At 75.1% G+C, this 16,868-nt stretch carries 12 protein-coding genes; 11 read left to right on the forward strand and 1 reads right to left on the reverse strand.

All coding sequences use genetic code 11. From position 1 onward, the window contains the following. Nucleotides 1-21: 21 nt before the first annotated feature. From ACFXGI_RS07010 to ACFXGI_RS07050, 9 genes are all read left to right on the forward strand, one after another. Entirely contained in the window at nucleotides 22-2,238 is a 2,217-nt protein-coding gene (locus tag ACFXGI_RS07010; protein ID WP_384704296.1) for a TOMM precursor leader peptide-binding protein, read from the forward strand. Then, a complete protein-coding gene (locus ACFXGI_RS07015; protein WP_384704298.1) occupies nucleotides 2,228-4,174 on the forward strand; it encodes a TOMM precursor leader peptide-binding protein in 1,947 nt (648 codons plus the stop codon). The genes ACFXGI_RS07010 and ACFXGI_RS07015 overlap by 11 nt, the downstream gene beginning before the upstream one ends. Nucleotides 4,175-4,265: 91 nt before the next feature. Continuing rightward, a complete protein-coding gene (locus ACFXGI_RS07020) occupies nucleotides 4,266-5,870 on the forward strand; it encodes a SagB family peptide dehydrogenase (RefSeq protein WP_384704299.1) in 1,605 nt (534 codons plus the stop codon). A 61-nt stretch (nucleotides 5,871-5,931) separates the two neighbouring features. Continuing rightward, the gene (locus ACFXGI_RS07025; RefSeq protein WP_384704301.1) at nucleotides 5,932-8,670 is read left to right on the forward strand and encodes a lantibiotic dehydratase; all 2,739 of its coding nucleotides are present in this window, start codon (nucleotides 5,932-5,934) and stop codon (nucleotides 8,668-8,670) included. Next, on the forward strand, nucleotides 8,658-9,731 hold the full coding sequence (locus ACFXGI_RS07030) for a lantibiotic dehydratase C-terminal domain-containing protein (RefSeq protein ID WP_384704303.1): 1,074 nt from the start codon (nucleotides 8,658-8,660) through the stop codon (nucleotides 9,729-9,731). Before ACFXGI_RS07025 ends, ACFXGI_RS07030 begins: the two co-directional genes overlap by 13 nt. A 14-nt stretch (nucleotides 9,732-9,745) precedes the next feature. Then, nucleotides 9,746-10,855: a peptidase M50 gene (locus ACFXGI_RS07035; protein ID WP_384704535.1), complete on the forward strand. Its 1,110-nt coding sequence runs from the start codon at nucleotides 9,746-9,748 to the stop codon at nucleotides 10,853-10,855. A gap of 39 nt (nucleotides 10,856-10,894) precedes the next feature. Then, entirely contained in the window at nucleotides 10,895-11,860 is a 966-nt protein-coding gene (locus tag ACFXGI_RS07040; RefSeq protein ID WP_384704305.1) for an ABC transporter ATP-binding protein, read from the forward strand. After that, a complete protein-coding gene (locus ACFXGI_RS07045; protein WP_384704306.1) occupies nucleotides 11,857-12,612 on the forward strand; it encodes an ABC transporter permease in 756 nt (251 codons plus the stop codon). The genes ACFXGI_RS07040 and ACFXGI_RS07045 overlap by 4 nt, the downstream gene beginning before the upstream one ends. After that, the gene (locus ACFXGI_RS07050; RefSeq protein ID WP_384704308.1) at nucleotides 12,609-14,552 is read left to right on the forward strand and encodes a TOMM precursor leader peptide-binding protein; all 1,944 of its coding nucleotides are present in this window, start codon (nucleotides 12,609-12,611) and stop codon (nucleotides 14,550-14,552) included. The genes ACFXGI_RS07045 and ACFXGI_RS07050 overlap by 4 nt, the downstream gene beginning before the upstream one ends. Nucleotides 14,553-14,640: 88 nt before the next feature. Here the strand turns inward: ACFXGI_RS07050 and ACFXGI_RS07055 are convergent, their stop codons facing one another. Further along, nucleotides 14,641-14,814, reverse strand: coding sequence for a thiazolylpeptide-type bacteriocin (locus ACFXGI_RS07055; protein WP_007268044.1), 174 nt, complete (start codon nucleotides 14,812-14,814; stop codon nucleotides 14,641-14,643). Nucleotides 14,815-14,968: 154 nt separating this feature from the next. On the opposite strand from ACFXGI_RS07055, the gene ACFXGI_RS07060 reads away from it, so the two are divergent. After that, complete coding sequence (locus tag ACFXGI_RS07060; protein WP_384704310.1) at nucleotides 14,969-16,201, forward strand: amidohydrolase; 1,233 nt, start codon at nucleotides 14,969-14,971, stop codon at nucleotides 16,199-16,201. A gap of 122 nt (nucleotides 16,202-16,323) precedes the next feature. After that, nucleotides 16,324-16,824: a hypothetical protein gene (locus tag ACFXGI_RS07065; protein ID WP_384704312.1), complete on the forward strand. Its 501-nt coding sequence runs from the start codon at nucleotides 16,324-16,326 to the stop codon at nucleotides 16,822-16,824. Nucleotides 16,825-16,868 lie beyond the last annotated feature (44 nt).

Below are 16,868 nucleotides of genomic sequence, written 5' to 3' on the forward strand. Positions count from 1 at the left end.
CACCGCACCCAGGGGTGTCCCATGTCCCAAGCCAGCTATGAGACCGTCGCCGCCTCCCGGCCCCGGATACGCCGGGACGTGCTCTTCACCGAGACGCCCGACGGTGTGCTGTTCCACAACTCCGACGGCGGGTTCCGCCTCACCGCCCGCACGGCGTACCGGTTCGCCGCGCTGATCGTCCCGCACCTCACCGGGGAGCACTCCGTCGCGGAGATCTGCCAGGGCCTCGGCGACGCCCGGCGCGCGATGGTCGGCGAACTCGTCAAGACGCTGTACGAACGGGACTTCGCCCGCTCCGTCCCCGCCCCGCGGACCCCGGCCGGTCCGACGCCCGCCCCGGACGTGGCGCGGAGGTTCGCGCCGCAGATCGCGTACGTGGACCACTACGCCGACGAGGCCGAGGACCGGTTCCTGCGCTTCCGCGGCACCCGGGTCGCCGTCCTCGGCGAGGACCCCGTGGCCCGCTGGTGCGCCCTGAGCCTGGTCCGCAACGGCTGCGCGGTCGTCGGCGTCCTGCCCGGCGCGGAGCTCGGCCTCGTCGAGGCGGACGCGCAGGAGGCGCGGGCGGACGGCTGCCCGGTGGAGATACGGACCCTGGACGCGGGCGGGGAGCCCTTCGGGTGGGCGGAGCTGGACGGATTCGACTTCGTCGTGGTCACCGGGGGCCACGAGGCTCCCGCGCGGCTGCTCCCGCTGCTGCGCGCCGGGATACCGGAGGGCCGCAGCCTGCTTCCGGTCTGGTCGTACGGCTCCGACGCCGTCGTCGGCCCCCTGATGACCGCCGACTCCGAGGGCTGCTGGGCCTGCGCGGCGCTGCGGCTGGGCTCCGCCCGCCCCGGCTCCGGAGCCGCCGACCTGTGGAGTGCGCTGGCCCTGCCGGGAAGCGGGCCCGTGTCCTGCGATCCCGTGCCGGGCCGTCCGCTGGCCGCGATGCTCGGCAATCTGCTCGGGTACGAAGTCTTCCGCGCGGCCACCGGAGCGCTGCCCGCGGAGACCTCCGGGCGGCTGGTCGTCCAGGACACGGAGTCGCTGGACGTCACCGCCGAACCGCTGTTCCCGCACCCGCGCTGCCCGTTCTGCGCCGGGGGCGGCACGGTGGACGAGCGGGGGGCCGCGCAGCCGGTGGAACTGACCGCGGCGGGCGCCTCGGGCGCACCCGAGCTCCCCACCCTCGACACCGCCCGCGAAGCGGACGCACTGGTCGAGGAGTTGAACCGGCGCTCCGCCATCGTCCGCCCGTACGCCGGGGTGTTCACCCGCTTCGCGGACGAGGCGCTCACCCAGATCCCGCTCAAGCTGGGCGTGGTCGAGCTGGGCATCGGCCACACCGGTCCGCGCACCGTCGCCGCCTTCGACATCCACCACGTCGCGGGCGCCCGGATGCGTGCGCTGGACGCGGCGGCACTCGTGTACGCCGAGCACGTCGTCCCGGCGCGCGGGCTCCTGACCGGCTCCCGCGCGAAGGCCCCGGCTCTCGCCGTCGCCTCGGGGCTGCCGGGCGGGGCCACCGTCCACCAGCGGGCCGTCTCCCTGCTGACGAAAGAGCCCGTCCTCGTCCCGGCCGGAGCCGTCCGCCCCTTCGGACCCCACAACGCCGAGCGGCTCTTCGAGCGGACCCGGGCGGGGGCCGGTGCGGGTCCCGCGCCTGCCGACGCCGCCGCCGCGGGGCTGCTCTCGGCCCTCGCGTACGACGCGCTGCAGCGCACCGTACGGGGCACCCCGGCGACCCGCGTGCCGCTGCCGGACCCGGACGGGCCGGACGCCGAACTCGGCTTCCTCGTACGGTCGGCGGACCGGCTGGAACTGCCGCTGGAGCTGCTCGACCTCGGTGAGGGCGCCCGCAGCGGCGTGACCGTACTGCTCGCCCGGTCCGCGGAGCGCTGGGCGGTCGGCAGCGGGCCGGACCGGCGTACGGCGGCGGTGGCCGCGCTGAGCGAACTCCTGGGCGCGGCCCAGTACGAGGGCGACGGGGCGGGCGGCGGCCGGCCGGCCGACACCGGCGATCCGCTGCTGCGTGACCTGGATCCCCGGGCCCTGGCCGTCTCCGGCCAGGGCGAGGGCGGCGGGGCATACGGGGCGGAAGGCGCGGTCGGCTGGCCGGAGGTGCTGGAGCGGCTCGGCTCCGCCGGGCGCGATGCGTACCTGGTCCCGACGGGCGCGCCCGAGCTGGCGTCCGCGGGCGTCCACACCGTACGGGTGCTGCTCACCGCGGTCCGGGAGCCCGGCGATGACGCGTAGCGGCCCCGCCGCGGTCCGCGCCGATCCCGCGGTGCGGGACGTGCTCGGGGCCGGAGCGGCCCAGCGGTTCACGGCGCTGCTGGAGCGGGCCCTGGACGCGCTCGGCGGGCCGCCGGTGGACCTGTCGGTGCTCGGGGCGGGCAACGCCTTCGCCGCGTCCGCGCGCTCCGGTGCCGCGGGCGCCGCCTTGCCCGTACGGCTGTACGGCCGGCAGGCCGTGGTCGGCCCGGTGCCGGGCGGCGGGCCGGGGTGTGCCCGGTGCCTGGAACGGCGCTGGCAGGCCGTACGGTCCGTCACGCTGCGCGATGCCCTGGAGCTGGGCGGGGGCACCCGGCCCGCGGGCGAGTGGCCGCACGCCCACTCCTTCGCCGCCGACGCCCTCGCGGCGCTGGTCGCGGGGGTCGCGGACGCCGCGGCCCCGCGGGGGCCGTTCCCCGAGGTGCGCTCCCTGGACCTCGCCACCGGCTCCGTCCGGCGGTACCCGCTCGTGCCCGACCCCGAGTGCCCGGTGTGCGCGGCGCCCGCCGCCGACGAGCCGCGCACGCCGGAGCCGCTGCCGCCCGCGCCGAAGTACCGTCCCGGGGCCTTCCGCACCCGCCCCGTGGAGTCGTACGCCCTCGACGTGGCGGCCTTCGCCAATCCGCTGTGCGGGGCGCTGGGGCCCTCCCTCGTGCAGGACATCTCCTCCACCTCCACCTCGGCGACCATCGGCTGCTTCTCGCTGCGCTCGGGCCCCTATCTGCGCGAGACCTTCTGGGGCGGCCATACCGACTCCTTCGACCGCAGCGCCCGCGTCGGGGTCCTGGAGGGGCTGGAGCGGTACGCGGGGATGCGCGCCCGGGCCCGGACGACGGGCGTCCGGGGCTCGCTCCGGCAGTTCGGGGCCGAAGCCGTGGACCCGCGCGACGTCGGTCTGTACAGCGACCGGTTCTACGCGGACAACCCGCGCGTGCGGCCCTTCGACCCGGACCGGGAGATCCCGTGGGTCTGGGGCTGGTCGATGCGCGACCGGGCGCCGCGCCTGGTCCCCGAGGTGCTGACGTACTACCACTCGCCGGGTCTGGAGAACCGTTTCGTACAGGAGAGCTCCAACGGCTGTGCCACCGGCGGCAGTCTGGCCGAGGCGGTCTATTTCGGGCTGATGGAGGTCATCGAGCGGGACGCGTTCCTGCTCGCCTGGTACGGGCGCGAGCCCCTGCCCGAGATCGACCCGGCGACCAGCGGCCGCACCTCGACCCGCGTGATGGTGGACCGGCTGGCCCTGTACGGGTACCGCGCACGGTTCTTCGACACCCGGATCACCTTCCCCGTCCCGGTGGTGACCGCCGTCGCCGAGCGGTTCGACGGCGGGACCGGCCGGATGTGCTTCGGAGCCGGCGCCGGGCTGGACCCGGAGTCGGCCCTGGACTCGGCGCTGTGCGAGATCGCGACGGACGCCGTGAACCTGCCGGGGCGCACCGAGCGGGACGAGGCCCGGCTGCGCGCGATGGCCGCCGACTTCGACCTGGTCACCGCGCTCCACGACCACCCGCTGGTGTACGGGGTCCCGGAGATGGGCCGGCACGCGGACTTCCTGCTGCGCGGTCCGGCCACGGAGCCGTTGCGGCCGGTCTCGGCGCTGCGCCCGCCCGAGGAACGGTGGAACGGCGCCGGCGCCTCGGACGACGTGCGCGAGGACCTGGCGCGGTGTGTCGAGGCGGTGACCGCCGAGGGCTTCGACGTGGTGGTGGTCGACCAGACCCTGCCCGAGCAGCGGGTCCTGGGGCTGCACACGGTGAGCGTGATGGTGCCCGGGCTGCTGCCAATCGACTTCGGCTGGTCGCGGCAGAGGGCGCTCGGCATGCCCCGGCTGCGGACCGCCCTGCGCGCGGCGGGGCGGCGCGAACGCGATCTGGAGCCCGCCGAGTTCAATCCGGCGCCGCATCCCTTCCCCTGACCGGCCGCCACCGCATCCGGACGACCGTCCGCCAGGCCGTTCGCCCGTCAGTCAGCCAGCCAGTCCGTCCGTCCCGACCGTAGGAGGACCCGTGGGCTACGCCCATGACTACGCCACCGCCATCATGCACCGCGGCCGGGTGCCGATGGAGCCCGTCGACTTCGTGCCCGACTGGGCCGACCGCCCGCGCAAGGCGAAGTTCCATCCGGGCGCGGAGACCCTGCCGCTGCCCGAGCCGGTGCACGAGCCCTCGACCGGACCCGCCGACGGGTTCGGCCTGGCGCTGCTCTCCGGGATGCTGCAGGACTCGTACGGGCTGACCGGCCGGCGGCTCGGCATCCAGGCCAATACGGATCTGGCGGCGCTGCCGCACTACACCCAGGCCAACTGGTCCCGCGGGACCGCCTCCGGGGGCGGGCTCTACCCGGTCGCCGTCCACTGGGTGGCCGGTCCGGGCGGACCTCTCACACCGGGTGTCTACCACTACGCGCCGCACCGGCACGGGATGCGGCGGCTGCTGACCGGTGATGTCACGGGTGACATCCGGGAGGCACTGGGGCCCGACGCCCCGGCGCAGGCCTCGGGCACCGGCCAGTACCTGATCCTCAGCGTCAAGTACTGGCAGAACTCCTTCAAGTACAACAGCTTCTCCTTCCACGCCGTGAGCATGGACGTGGGCACCGTGCTCCAGACCTGGCGGCTGTGGGCCAGGGAGCACGGGCTGCGGATCGCGCCCGTGCTCTGGTTCGACGAGGAGCGGATCGCCCGCCTGCTCGGCGTGGACCACCGGGAGGAGGGGGTCTTCGCCGTGGTGCCGCTGGAGTGGGCGGGCGGCCGTACGGCCGAGGACGGGGGCCCCGCGGTCGGCCGTCCCGGATCCTCCGGCTCCGCAAGCTCCCCCGCCCCCGTCCCCGCCGCCGTTCGCCACCGCGACCGCGAACGATCCCGCCGCGTCCTCGCCTTCGAGGCCCTGCACCGCATCCACGAGGCCACCCTCGGCCGCGCCGCCGAACGCCCGGCACCCGGTGCGCTCGACCGCGCCGCCGCGCCGCCGCCGCGCGGTACGGACCCGCTGCCGCTGCCCGCGCCCGCCACCGCCCCGATCGGCGTCCACGCGGCGCTGCGGGCCCGGCGCAGCAGCTTCGGCCGCTTCGACGCGAGTCACGCGCTCGCGCCGGAGCGGCTGGCCGCCGTACTGGCAGACTGCGCCGCGACGGCCGTCGGCAGCGAGGCCGAACGGCCCGAGGGCCCGGGGCTGACCTCGCTGTACGTCTTCGTCAACCACGTCGAGGGCCTCGCCCCCGGCGCGTACGCCCACGATCCGGCGGCCCGCAGCCTGCGCCTGGTGGTCCCGGGCCCGCCCGGCCCCTTCCTCCAGCGCAGCTACTTCCTCTCCAACTACAACCTGGAGCAGGCGGCTGCCGTGATCGTGCCGACCGTGCGGACCACCGCGGTGCTCGACGCGGTGGGCGAGCGCGGCTACCGGCTCGTGGGCGCCGCCGCCGGGGCCGTCGCCCAGACTTTCTACACCAGCGCCGCGGCCCACGGGCTCGGCGCGGGCGTGGCCCTCGGCTTCGACACCGTCAGCCACATGGAGGAGCTGGGGCTGACCGGCACCGACGAGGCACCGCTGCTGATCATGCTGCTCGGCCACGAGCGGCCGCGGCCCGCCGACTTCCGCCATGAGATCGCCTGAAGCCCGCCCCCGCACCGGACCCGACCGCGACCCCACCGACGACAGAACCAGGACGATCAGGATGAACAGCACCACCGAATGGCAGGCGGGCGACCGCTTCATGCTGCGCGTGGCCGGCCTGCCCCTGACCGCGGTCGACGCGCTGCGCTGCCCGGACACCAGCCGCTGGGCAGCCGAGGTGCTGTCGGCCGAGGAATCGCTGCGCGCCGACGCGGAGCAGCTGAGCGAGGCGCTGCACAAGGCGGTCGGCGCGACCGACCCCGGCCCCGCCGGCGAGGGCGCGGCCCGGCGCCGCGCCCTGCTGCGGCTGCGCCGCCAGATCCACAACGGCAGGCTGCCCGCCGACCCCGACGCGGCCGTCCGGGAGGTCTCCGACGTCGACGGCGTCGCGGCCGGCCACCTCTCCGCGTGGGTGCTGCGGCGGCGCCGGCTGGACGCCCTGCTGACCGAGGGGGCCGGGCTGCTCGGCGGCGACCTCGGGCGGGGCCGTGCCGCGCTGCGCGAACTGCTCGGGGACGACCGGCTGCGCAGGGGCCTGCTGCTGGCCTCGCCGGTGCTCGAAGCGCAGCTCGACGCGTACGCGCAGGCCACCGGCGCGCCCGGCGGCCGGGCCCGCAAGGTGGAACGCTCGGCGCTCTCGTACGTCTACCGCACGGCCTGCAAGACGAGCCCGTTCAGCACCTTCACCGCGGTGGCCACGGGCCGGTTCACCCCCGGCGCGGCGCCCGGCGACGGCATCCGCACCGCGGACACCTGGACCAGCCATGTCCGTCTGAACGTCGTGGTGCTGGCCCGGATCGCCGAGCTGATCCTCGCCGACCCGGTCCGGCGGCGGGACCTGCCGCTGCGCCCGGCCCCCGGCTGGGGGCGGGAGGACGACCGGATCCGCTACGTACGGCGCTCGGTCACGGCGGGCGACGACGCGGCGGCCGTCACCTTCGACGCCGTCAAGGACCGGCTGTTCTTCCTGCGCCGCAGCGGCACCCTCGACCGGCTGCTCGCCCTGTTCGCGGAGCGCCCGGAGCTGCGCCACCGGGAGCTGGCCGACTGGCTGGCCGCCGAACACGGCGCCACGCCGGCCGACTGCGAGGCCTACATCGGCGCGCTGCTCCAGCTGGGCATGGTGCGGGCGCCCTGCCTGGACACCGGGGTCCACGACGGGGATCCGCTGCGCGCGTTCCAGCGCTCGCTGTCCGCCCTGGAGCGGCCGTGGGCGGACGCCCTCGCCGGACTGCTCGACGCGCCCGCCGCCGTGCTGGAGAGGTATCCGGCGGCGGGGGCCGGTGAGCGGGCGGAGCTGCTGCACGGGCTGCGCTCGGGCCTGCGGCGGGTGCAGCGCGAACTCGGCTGCCCGGACGCCGCGTTGCCGCAGACCCTGCTGTACGAGGACGTGAGCGCGGGCCGGGAGCTGGCCTGCCCGGAGCCTGCCTGGGCGGTGGCGGACGCCGGCGGCGGGGCGCTGCGCGCCGTCGAGCGGATCCTGCCGGCCTTCGACCTCACACTGGCCCAGCGGATCACCTTCGAGGGGTTCTTCACCGCCCGCTACGGCTCCGGGGGCCGCTGCGAGGACCTGCTGGGCCTGGTCCACGACTTCCACGAGGACTTCTTCGACCAGTACCTGTCGTTCACGGCCCGCCGTACGCCCTTCGACGCGCGCGGGGAGTACGTGCCCGAGGAGAACTGGCTCTCCCTGCCGGGCATCCGGGCCCTGGACGCGGCGCGGCGCGCCTTCGTCGGCCGGATGCGGGCGGCCTGGTCCGCGTACGGGGAGCATGGGGCGGGCGAACTGCGGCTCGACGAGGCGGACATCGAGGAGGTCGCGGGCGAACTGGAGGCGGCACTGCCCGGGTTCGCACCGCGCTGCCACCACCTCCAGCAGGCCCGCGATCAGGCCACCGGGGAGCGGCTGACCGTGCTGAACCGCTCGTACGGCGGGCTGTCCTTCCCCTTCAGCCGCTTCACCCACGTGTACGGGGAGGCCGGGCGCGGCCCGGAGCTGGCCGAGGGGTTGCGGGCGACCGCCGCCGAAGTCACCCCGGAGGGTGCGGTGTTCGCGGAGGTCACAGGCGGCCCGGTGACCACCAACCTCAACCTGCACGGCCGGCTGACCGACTACGAGATCGTCTGCCCGGGTGAGAGCGGCACCCTGCCGGAGGACCGCCGGCTGCACCTCGACGACCTGTACGCCGAGCACGTGCCGGACACCGGCCGGGTGGTGCTGCGCTCGCACCGGCTCGGCCTCGAGGTGATCCCGGTCTACCTCGGCTATCTCGTACCGCTGGCCCTGCCCGCGATCCCGCGGACGCTCCTGCTGCTCTCCCCCTCCTCGATGTCCCCGCTGGACGTGTGGGCCGGGGTGCCGGAGGGGGACGCGCAGGGCGGGGTGCGCACCCGGCCGCGCGTCGTGCTCGGGGACCTCGTGCTGAGCCGGCGCAGCTGGACCACCACGGCCGGTGAACTTCCGGTGCAGGGTGCCCAGGAGGCCGGGCACTTCCTGGACTGGCAGCGCTGGCGGCGGGCGCACGGGCTGCCGGAGCGGGTGTTCGCGACCGTTTCCGCCGGGCCTTCCGCGCTGGGGGCCAAACCGCAGTACGTGGACTTCTCCAGCCTGCTCTCGCTCGCGGCGTTCGAGCCGCTGCTGCGCGATCCGGGCCACAGGGTGGTCTTCCGCGAGATGCTCCCGGACCCCGGCGGCCTGCACACGTACTCCGGGCACGGCGCCCACGTCGCCGAACTCGCCGTCGAGACCTTCACCACCCTCATCCGACGCCCGGAAGGCGGACCCCGATGTCAGAACTGACCGAGGCGCGCGGCGCCGGCGAGCGCGGTGCGTGGCAGGCCGTGCACATCTTCTACGCCGCCAACCCGACGCCCCTGCTGGTGCAGTGCGTGCGCCCGCTGGTCGCCGGCCTGTCGCGCGACGGGCTGCTCGCCGGGCACTTCTTCATCAACTACTGGCTGGAGGGCCCGCACGTACGGCTGCGCCTGCGCCCCGCGACGCCCGGGGCCGAGCCCGAGGTGCGCCGCCGCACGGAGGAGGCCGTCGCGGCCTTCCTCAAGGCCCGGCCCGCTCTCTACGAGGTCGACTCCGGCTTCCTCAACGAGTTCTACAACACCCTCTTCGACATCGAGTCCCCCGAGGGCGACCGGGCCGCGTTCATGGGCCCCGACGGCCGGATGAACCTTCGGCCCAACAACAGCCACGCGTACGAGCCGTACGAGCCCGAGTACGGAAAGTACGGCGGCCCGGCCGGAGTCGAGCTCGCCGAATGGCATTTCGCGCACTCCAGCGACCTCGTCATGGACGCGCTGAGCGGGATGAACCTGCACCTGCGGACCGTGCTGCTGGGCACGTCGGCGCAGCTGATGATGGTGATGGCGGGGGTGTTCCTGCCCGACCGGGAGGAGCTCGGCGGCTACCTCGACCGCTACTACGAGTTCTGGCACCGGGCGTTCCCCGGCACCGGGTTCATCGGCTCGGCCGAGTACGACCGTACGTACGGGCAGACCGGGCCCGGGATCGCGCGCCGCTTCGCCGCCGTCCGCGAGGCGCTCGCCGAAGGGGAGACGGGCCGGCTCCCCGGCTTCCTGGCCGGGTGGGCGGAGCACTGCCGCGAGCTGCGCGGGCGGGCCGAGGAGCTCGCGAAGGCCGGGGAGCTGGTCTTCCGCTCCTGGGACGGCACCCGCGACGAGCGGGTGAGCGACCCGGCGGCGGCCCTGCCGCTGCTGCTCTCCCCGTACATGCACATGACCAACAACCGGCTGCACGTCACCATCCGGGACGAGGCCTATCTCGCACACCTGCTGGGCCGGGTGCTGCGCGAGGGCGCCGACGGCCCGGCCGGGGCGGTCAGGGCGTGAGCACCGCCGCCGGAATGCCGGAGCACCGGCCGGCGCTGCGCCCGGGCATCCTGCTGTCCCCGCCGCTGCTGAACGGGCCGGCCGTGGTCCACCTGGTCAAGGACCCGGTGTCCGGGGCCTCGTTCGAGATCGGCCCGAAGGAGTTCTTCCTCGTCTCCCGCCTCGACGGGACCCGTACGCTCGCGGAGATCGGCGTGGCGTACGGGGAGGCCTTCGGGCGCCGGCTCGGCGAACGGAACTGGCAGCAGCTGCTGGCCCTGCTCGGAACCCGGCGGCTGCTCGCGGGCGGTCCGCCGCCCGCCGCGCCGGAGGCCGCCGGCCCACCGCGGACCGGGAACCTGCTGCGGGGCACCCTGCGGCTGGTCGCGGACGCCGACGCGACCACGGCCCGGCTGCACCGGTTCCTGCGGCCCGCCCTGCACCCGGCGGTACTGGGCCTGCTGCTCCTCGGCTGCCTGGCGATGGAGGGGGTGCTCGCCGCCTCGGCCGGTGGGCTCCTGCGCGATCTGTGGTGGCTGGCCTCGCACCCGGTGCCGCTGCTGGCCGTGGCCACCCTGCTGTGGCTCAGTACGGTGCTGCACGAGTTCGCGCACGGGATCGCCGCCCGCCACGTCGGCGGGACCGTGGGCGAGATCGGGCTGCGCTGGCGGCTGCCCGTCGCCATCATGTACTGCACCGTCGACAACTACCGCTATCTGCGCCGCCGCCGGGACCAGCTGGCCGTCGCCGCGGCCGGGGCCTTCGCCAACCTGCTCTTCCTGCTGCCGTTCTTCGGCTGGTGGACGGCGCTGGCCCCCGGTGACGCCACCGGCAGGGTGCTCGGCGCGCTGCTGCTGCTCGGCAGCGCCCAGGCCCTCGTCAACCTCGTCCCGCTGCCGCCGCTGGACGGCTACACGATGCTCGGCCACGCGCTGCGCGTGACCCGGCTGGCGCCCGCCGGATCCGCGTACGTGCGGCTGCGGCTGCGCGACCGGGCCGCGGCGGCCGGCTATCCGGCGCGGGCCCGCCGGATCTACCTCGGCTACGCCATCGGCTCGACCGTCCTCGTCCTGCTGGCGGCCTGCGCCCTGACGGCCGCCGCCTGGTACGCGATCGCCGCCGCCTCCTCCGTTTCTCCTTCCTGATCCCCGCATCCGCGACAACACCGAGGGAATGCACCGCCCATGACGACCGACAGCACCCAGCCCTCCGACTCCTCGGCCATCGCCGTCCGCGACGTACGCAAACGCTACGGCGACCGCCAGGCCGTGGACGGGGTCTCCCTCGACGTCCGGCGCGGCGAGTTCTTCGGACTGCTCGGCCCCAACGGCGCGGGCAAGACCACCCTCATCGAGATCATGGAAGGACTGCGGCAGGCCGATTCCGGCACGGTCCGGGTCCTGGACCACAGCCCCTGGCCGCGCAACACCGCGCTGCTGCCCCGGATGGGCGTGCAGACCCAGGCCTCGGCCTTCTTCGTACGGCAGAGCGCGCGCGAGCACCTGGCCACCGTCGCCGGGCTGTACAGCGCCGGACCGCAGGCCGTGGACCACACCCTGGAGACCGTGGGGCTGACCGGGCAGCGCGACGTACTGGTCGAGAACCTCTCGGGCGGGCAGCGCCAGCGCCTGGCCATCGCCTCGGCGCTGGTCCACGGCCCGGAGCTGATCTTCCTGGACGAGCCGACGGCCGCCCTCGATCCGCAGGCCCGCCGCGATCTGTGGGAGGTGCTGCGCGTCCTCAAGAGCGAGGGCCGCACGATCGTCTACACCACCCACCACCTCGACGAGGCCGAGGCCCTCTGCGACCGGGTGGCCATACTCGTCGACGGCAAGGTGGCCGCCCTGGACTCCCCGCACCGGCTGGTCACCGCCGCCGGAGCCCCCTCCCGGCTCCTGCTGCCCGTCGGCAGGATCGAGCTGGAGCGGGCCCGGGCCCTGCCCGGGGTGGACCGGGCGAGCCTGCAGGGCGGCTCGCTGGTCCTGGAGACCGCCGCGCCCGGCAAGGTGCTCCAGGCCGTCGACGCGCTGACCGGACTCGACGGGGTGCTGACCCGTACGGCCACGCTGGAGGACGTCTACCTCGAACTCACCGGCCACGCCCACCCCGAACACCCCGCGCACCCCCACACCACGGAGTCCCAGGCATGAGCGCGTACACGGCCCTGACCGCCGCCGGCTACCGGGCACAGGTCCGGGACAAGGCCACCCTCTTCTTCACCTTCGCCTTCCCCCTGCTCTTCCTCGTCGTGTTCGGCCTGATCTTCAGCGGGCAGGACGTGGAACAGAGCGGCCGCCCGTACATCTCGTACATCGCGCCGGGCGTGATGTCGTGGGGCGTCGCCAACGCCGCTGTGTTCGGGATCGCGTTCACGCTGATGCAGTGGCGGCGCGACGACCTGCTCCGGCTGATCCGGCTCACCCCGACCCCGCTGACGACCGTCCTGGCCTCGCGGTACGTGCTGGCGCTCGTCGTCGGCGTCGTCCAGGCCGCGGTGTTCGTCGCGGTCGCGATGCTGCCCGGCTTCGGGCTGGAGCTGGACGGGCGCTGGCCGCTGGTGCTGCCCGCGCTGGTCCTCGGCATCACCGCGTTCATGGCGATCGGCGTGATCGTCGGGACGTACGCCAACACCCCCGAGGCGGTCGCCGCGATCGCCAACTGCATGATGGTGCCGATGGCGTTCCTGTCCGGCTCCTTCCTGCCGCTGGACATGATGCCTTCCTGGCTCCGGTCGGTCTCCCGGGTGCTGCCGCTGCGCTACCTCAACGACGCGGCGACGGGCGCGCTCACCGGCTCAGGCTCGCTCGGGGCGATCGGCGTCGGCTGTGCGGCCCTGGCCGGCTTCGCCCTGCTGTTCGGCGCGATCGGACTCAAGACCTTCCGCTGGAGCAACCGGACATGACCGACACGACGGCGACCCTCCCGGCCTCCCCGCTGGAGGCCACCCGGCGCGCACTCGCCGCGGCACTGGCCGGGCTCGGCGCCGGCGTGGTCACCCTGGGCGTCCACGACGCCCTCGGGCCGCGCACCGCCGACCCGTTCGCGCAGGTGCGCCCGGCGGCCACCGTCCACCTCAGCGGCCGGGCCGTGCTGATCGGCCCCTGGGGCGGGGACGGCTCCGCCCCGGCCTGCGGCCAGTGCCTGGCGATGCGCTGGCAGCGGCTGCGCAGCCGCAGCGAGCGCGACGCCCTGGAGACCGGCAGCGGGCCGCCCACCCCGGTGGCCGCGCGGTGGCCACTGCTCACCCCCGCCCTGCGGGACGCCGCCTACGCGCTCCACCAGGCGGTGTTCGGCGGGTACGTGCGCGCCCCCGGACCGGCGGCGGCCGACCGGGCCCTGCCCCAGGTCACCCGGCTGGACCTGGAGACCCTCCAGGTCCGCACGTACCCCCTGGCCGCCGACCCGCTCTGCCCCGACTGCGGGCCGCGCGGAGCCGACGGCCCGGCTCCCTTCACCCCCGTCCGCCGGCCCAAGCCCGCCCCGGGAGCGCGGCGGCTGTGCGCGGCCGACTCGTACCCGATGCCGTACGCGGCGCTGGCCAACCCGGTGAGCGGGGTCCTCGGCGGGGGCACCTGGACCGACATCACCTCGCCCACGACCGCGCCCGTCGCCGGCAGTGTCTTCATGCGCGGCTACGCGGGCCTGACCGACGTCACCTGGAGCGGTCAGGCCAACCGCTACACCGCCAGCCGCGACCTGGCGTTCCTCGAAGGGCTGGAGCGGTACGCCGGCACCCACCGCCGCACCGGGAGCCGGCTGCTCACCGCCTCCTACACCGAGTTGGGCGACCGGGCGCTGAACCCGGCGGAGTGCGGGTTCTACGCTCCGCGGACCTACCGCGAGGATCCGCTGGTCTCGCCCTTCGACCCGGAGCGGCCGATCCCGTGGGTGTACGGGCATTCGCTGCGCAACGACCGGCCGGTGCTGGTCCCGGCACGGCTGGTGCACTACAGCGCGGGGCTGGCCGCCGACAACTTCGTCTTCGAGTGCTCCAACGGCTGCGCGATCGGCAGCTGTACGGAGGAGGCGCTGCTGGGCGCGCTGCTGGAACTGATCGAGCGGGACGCCTTCCTGCTGGCCTGGTACGCCGGACTGCCGCTGACCGAGATCGACCTGGCCTCGGTACCCGGGCGGGCGGTCCGGACGATGGCCGACCGGGCCGCTCTCCAGGGGTACGAGGTGCACGCGTTCGACAACCGGATCGACCTGGCGGTGCCCGTGGTCACCGGGCTCGCGATACGCCGGGACGGCGGCCCGGGCCTGTTCGCCTTCGGCGCGGGCGCGGCGCTCGATCCGGCGGCCGCCGTGGAGGCCGCGCTCTCCGAAGTCCTCACCTACATCCCGCACCTGCCCCGGCAGGTCGCGGAGCGCCGGGGTGAACTGGAGGCGATGGTAGGCGACTTCGGCCTGGTGCGGCACCTCAAGGACCACGCCCAGCTGTACGGGCTGCCCGCGATGGCCCCGTACGTACGGCCGTACACGGAGCCGGCGGGCATCCGGCCGCTGGACGCGCTGTACCGGTCGTGGCTGCACCCGCCGGACGGCTCGGGCGGGCGGCCGGCCACCGGGGATCTCCGCGATGATCTGCTGTGCTGTGTGTGTGAGTTGACGGACGCCGGGCACGATGTGATCGTCGTCGACCAGACCACTCCCGAGCAGCTGCGGATCGGGCTGCGCACGGTGTGCGCGGTGGTGCCCGGGCTGCTGCCGATCGACTTCGGCTGGTCGCGGCAGCGGGCTCCGTACCTGCCGCGGCTGCGGACGGCGCCGCGCCGGGCGGGGCTGCGGGAGACGGATCTGACGGAGGCGGAGATCCGGATGGTCCCGCACCCGTTCCCCTGACCCCGCCTCCTCCTCGTACGACGGTGCCCCGGTCCCCGCGCAGTGCGCGGGGACCGGGGCACCGGTGTGCCTGCGGTCCGACCCGGGGTCAGGCGCTACAGGAGGTCGTGCTGGTGGTGGAGGAGCAGGTCGAGGTAGAGCTGCAGCTCGTGGAACCGGCGAGCACGACCTCGCTGGCGTCCGAGTAGTCGGAGATCTCGAACGTCTCGGATTCGAGTTCGAGGATCTCGTCGGCGAGCGAGGCGAGGGGCGACTTCTCCATGATGGCTCCTTCGGTCGGTGGGCGGGGGTGTGCCGCCCCTCCATCAGAGCGGGTCGCGCCGTCAGCTCACCCCCCGGACCGCTGGCACCTCTCTGACAGGAAGTGTCAGCGCCCTGACGCATCCGCCCCGCGGGCCCTGTCCGACCATGGGTCCATGCTCTCCGCTCTGATCAGGCCGCTGACCACGCTCTACCTGGAACTGCACCGGGATCCCGAGCTGTCGGGCGAGGAGCGGCGCACGGCGGCCCGGTTCGCCGACGCGCTCGAAGCCGAGGGGTACGCGGTGACGCGCGGGATCGGCGGGCACGGCGTCGCCGGAGTGCTGCGGAGCGGCGACGGGCCGACGGTGCTGCTGCGCGCCGAGCTCGACGCCCTGCCCGTACGGGAGACGACGGGGCTGCCGTACGCGAGCGAGGGCGACGCGGCGCACGCCTGCGGGCACGATCTGCACCTGGCCGCGGCGGCCGGGGCCGCCGCCCTGCTGGCCCGGGAGCGGAGCGGCTGGCGGGGCACGCTCGTCGTGGTCGGCCAGCCCGCCGAGGAGACCCTGGAGGGGGCCCGGGCCATGCTGGCGGACGGGCTCTACGAGCGGGTCGGACGGCCCGATGCCGTGCTGGCCCAGCATGCCGCTCCGCTGCCGGCGGGGATGGTGGCGCACGGGTACGGCCCGATGACCGCCGGGAGCGTCACCTTCCAGATCGTGGTGCACGGCCGCGGCGGCCACGCCGGAGCCCCGCACCTGACCGTGGACCCGGTGGTGACGGCCGCCCACGTGGTGGCCCGGCTGCAGACGGTGGTGGCGCGCGAGGCGGCCCCATCGGAGCAGGTGGCCGTCACCGTCGGCTCGTTCCGGGCGGGCGAGCGTGCGAACGTCGTGCCCGACCGGGCCGAGCTGGGCGTCACCGTACGGGCGGCCGGGGAGGCCGCGCTGACCCGGGCGGCGGCCGCCGTGGAGCGGATCGTCCGCGCCGAGTGCGCCGCCTCGGACTGCCCGCGGGAGCCGGAGATCGTCCGCGTCGGCTCCTCCCCCGTCACCCATCCCGATCCGGCGACGACCGCGGCCGTACGGGAGGCGCACGCGGCGGAGTTCGGCGCGGAGCGGGTGGCCATGTGGCCGCCGTCGCTGGCCACGGAGGACTTCGGGCTGTTCGGCGACGCGGGCCGGACGCTGCACGGGGCGCAGGGGGTGCGCCTCGCCTACTGGATGCTGGGCGTGATCGGCCCGGCGGCCTGGTCGGCGGCGCCCGGTACGACGGCGGCGGAGAAACTGGCCGTCCTGCCGGCCAACCACGCGCCGGATTTCGCACCGGACGTGCGCACGGCGCTCCCGGCGGGCGTACGGGCGCTGCGGGCGGCGGCGCTGAACTGCCTCGGTTCGCCCCGATAGACGGCCGTACGCCATCCGCGTCGCATTCAGGCCATTTCGCACGATCCGAGAACCGTGCGCCGGGGTGGCGGCGTCGGTGGGTTGAGCTGCTCGGCAACCGAACACGGCGAAAGGTCCGAACGATGTTCAAGTCTCCGGCCAAGGCCAAGCGCACCGCCTCCCTCGCCCTCGCGGCCACCGCCGCGACGGCCGCACTCACCCTCGCCCTCGTCACCAGCGCCTCCGCGACCGCCGGCGCGGGCACGCCCCGGGACGGCCGGGCGGCCGCCGCGGCCCCGTCCGTGTCCGGCAGCCCGGAGGGCGCGTTCTCCCGGATCGCCACCTTCTACGGGGCGTACATCGACGCGGTCTACGACAACGACGGCACGCGCGCGAAGCAGCTGCGGGCCGCCTACCTCTCCGCGCCGCTCCAGCGCGAGCTGGCGCGGTGGGAGGAGACCAACCACGCGGACGGCGTGCTGCGCGCCCAGAACGTGCCGCTGGAGTGGAAGGTCACCTACGTCGACAGCGGCATGGGCAAGACCAACGCCACCGTCACCCTGACCTGGAGCGGCACGGACACCACCCGGCTCCACGTCCAGGCCGATCTGAAGACCCGGAAGATCCTCTCCATCACGGACTGACGACGCTCCGGACATGCGGGTGGGGGCCACCGCCGGCGGCCCCC

Origin of the sequence: Streptomyces sp. NPDC059355 (genome assembly GCF_042752335.1) — a bacterium.
Classification (GTDB): Bacteria; Actinomycetota; Actinomycetes; order Streptomycetales; family Streptomycetaceae; genus Streptomyces.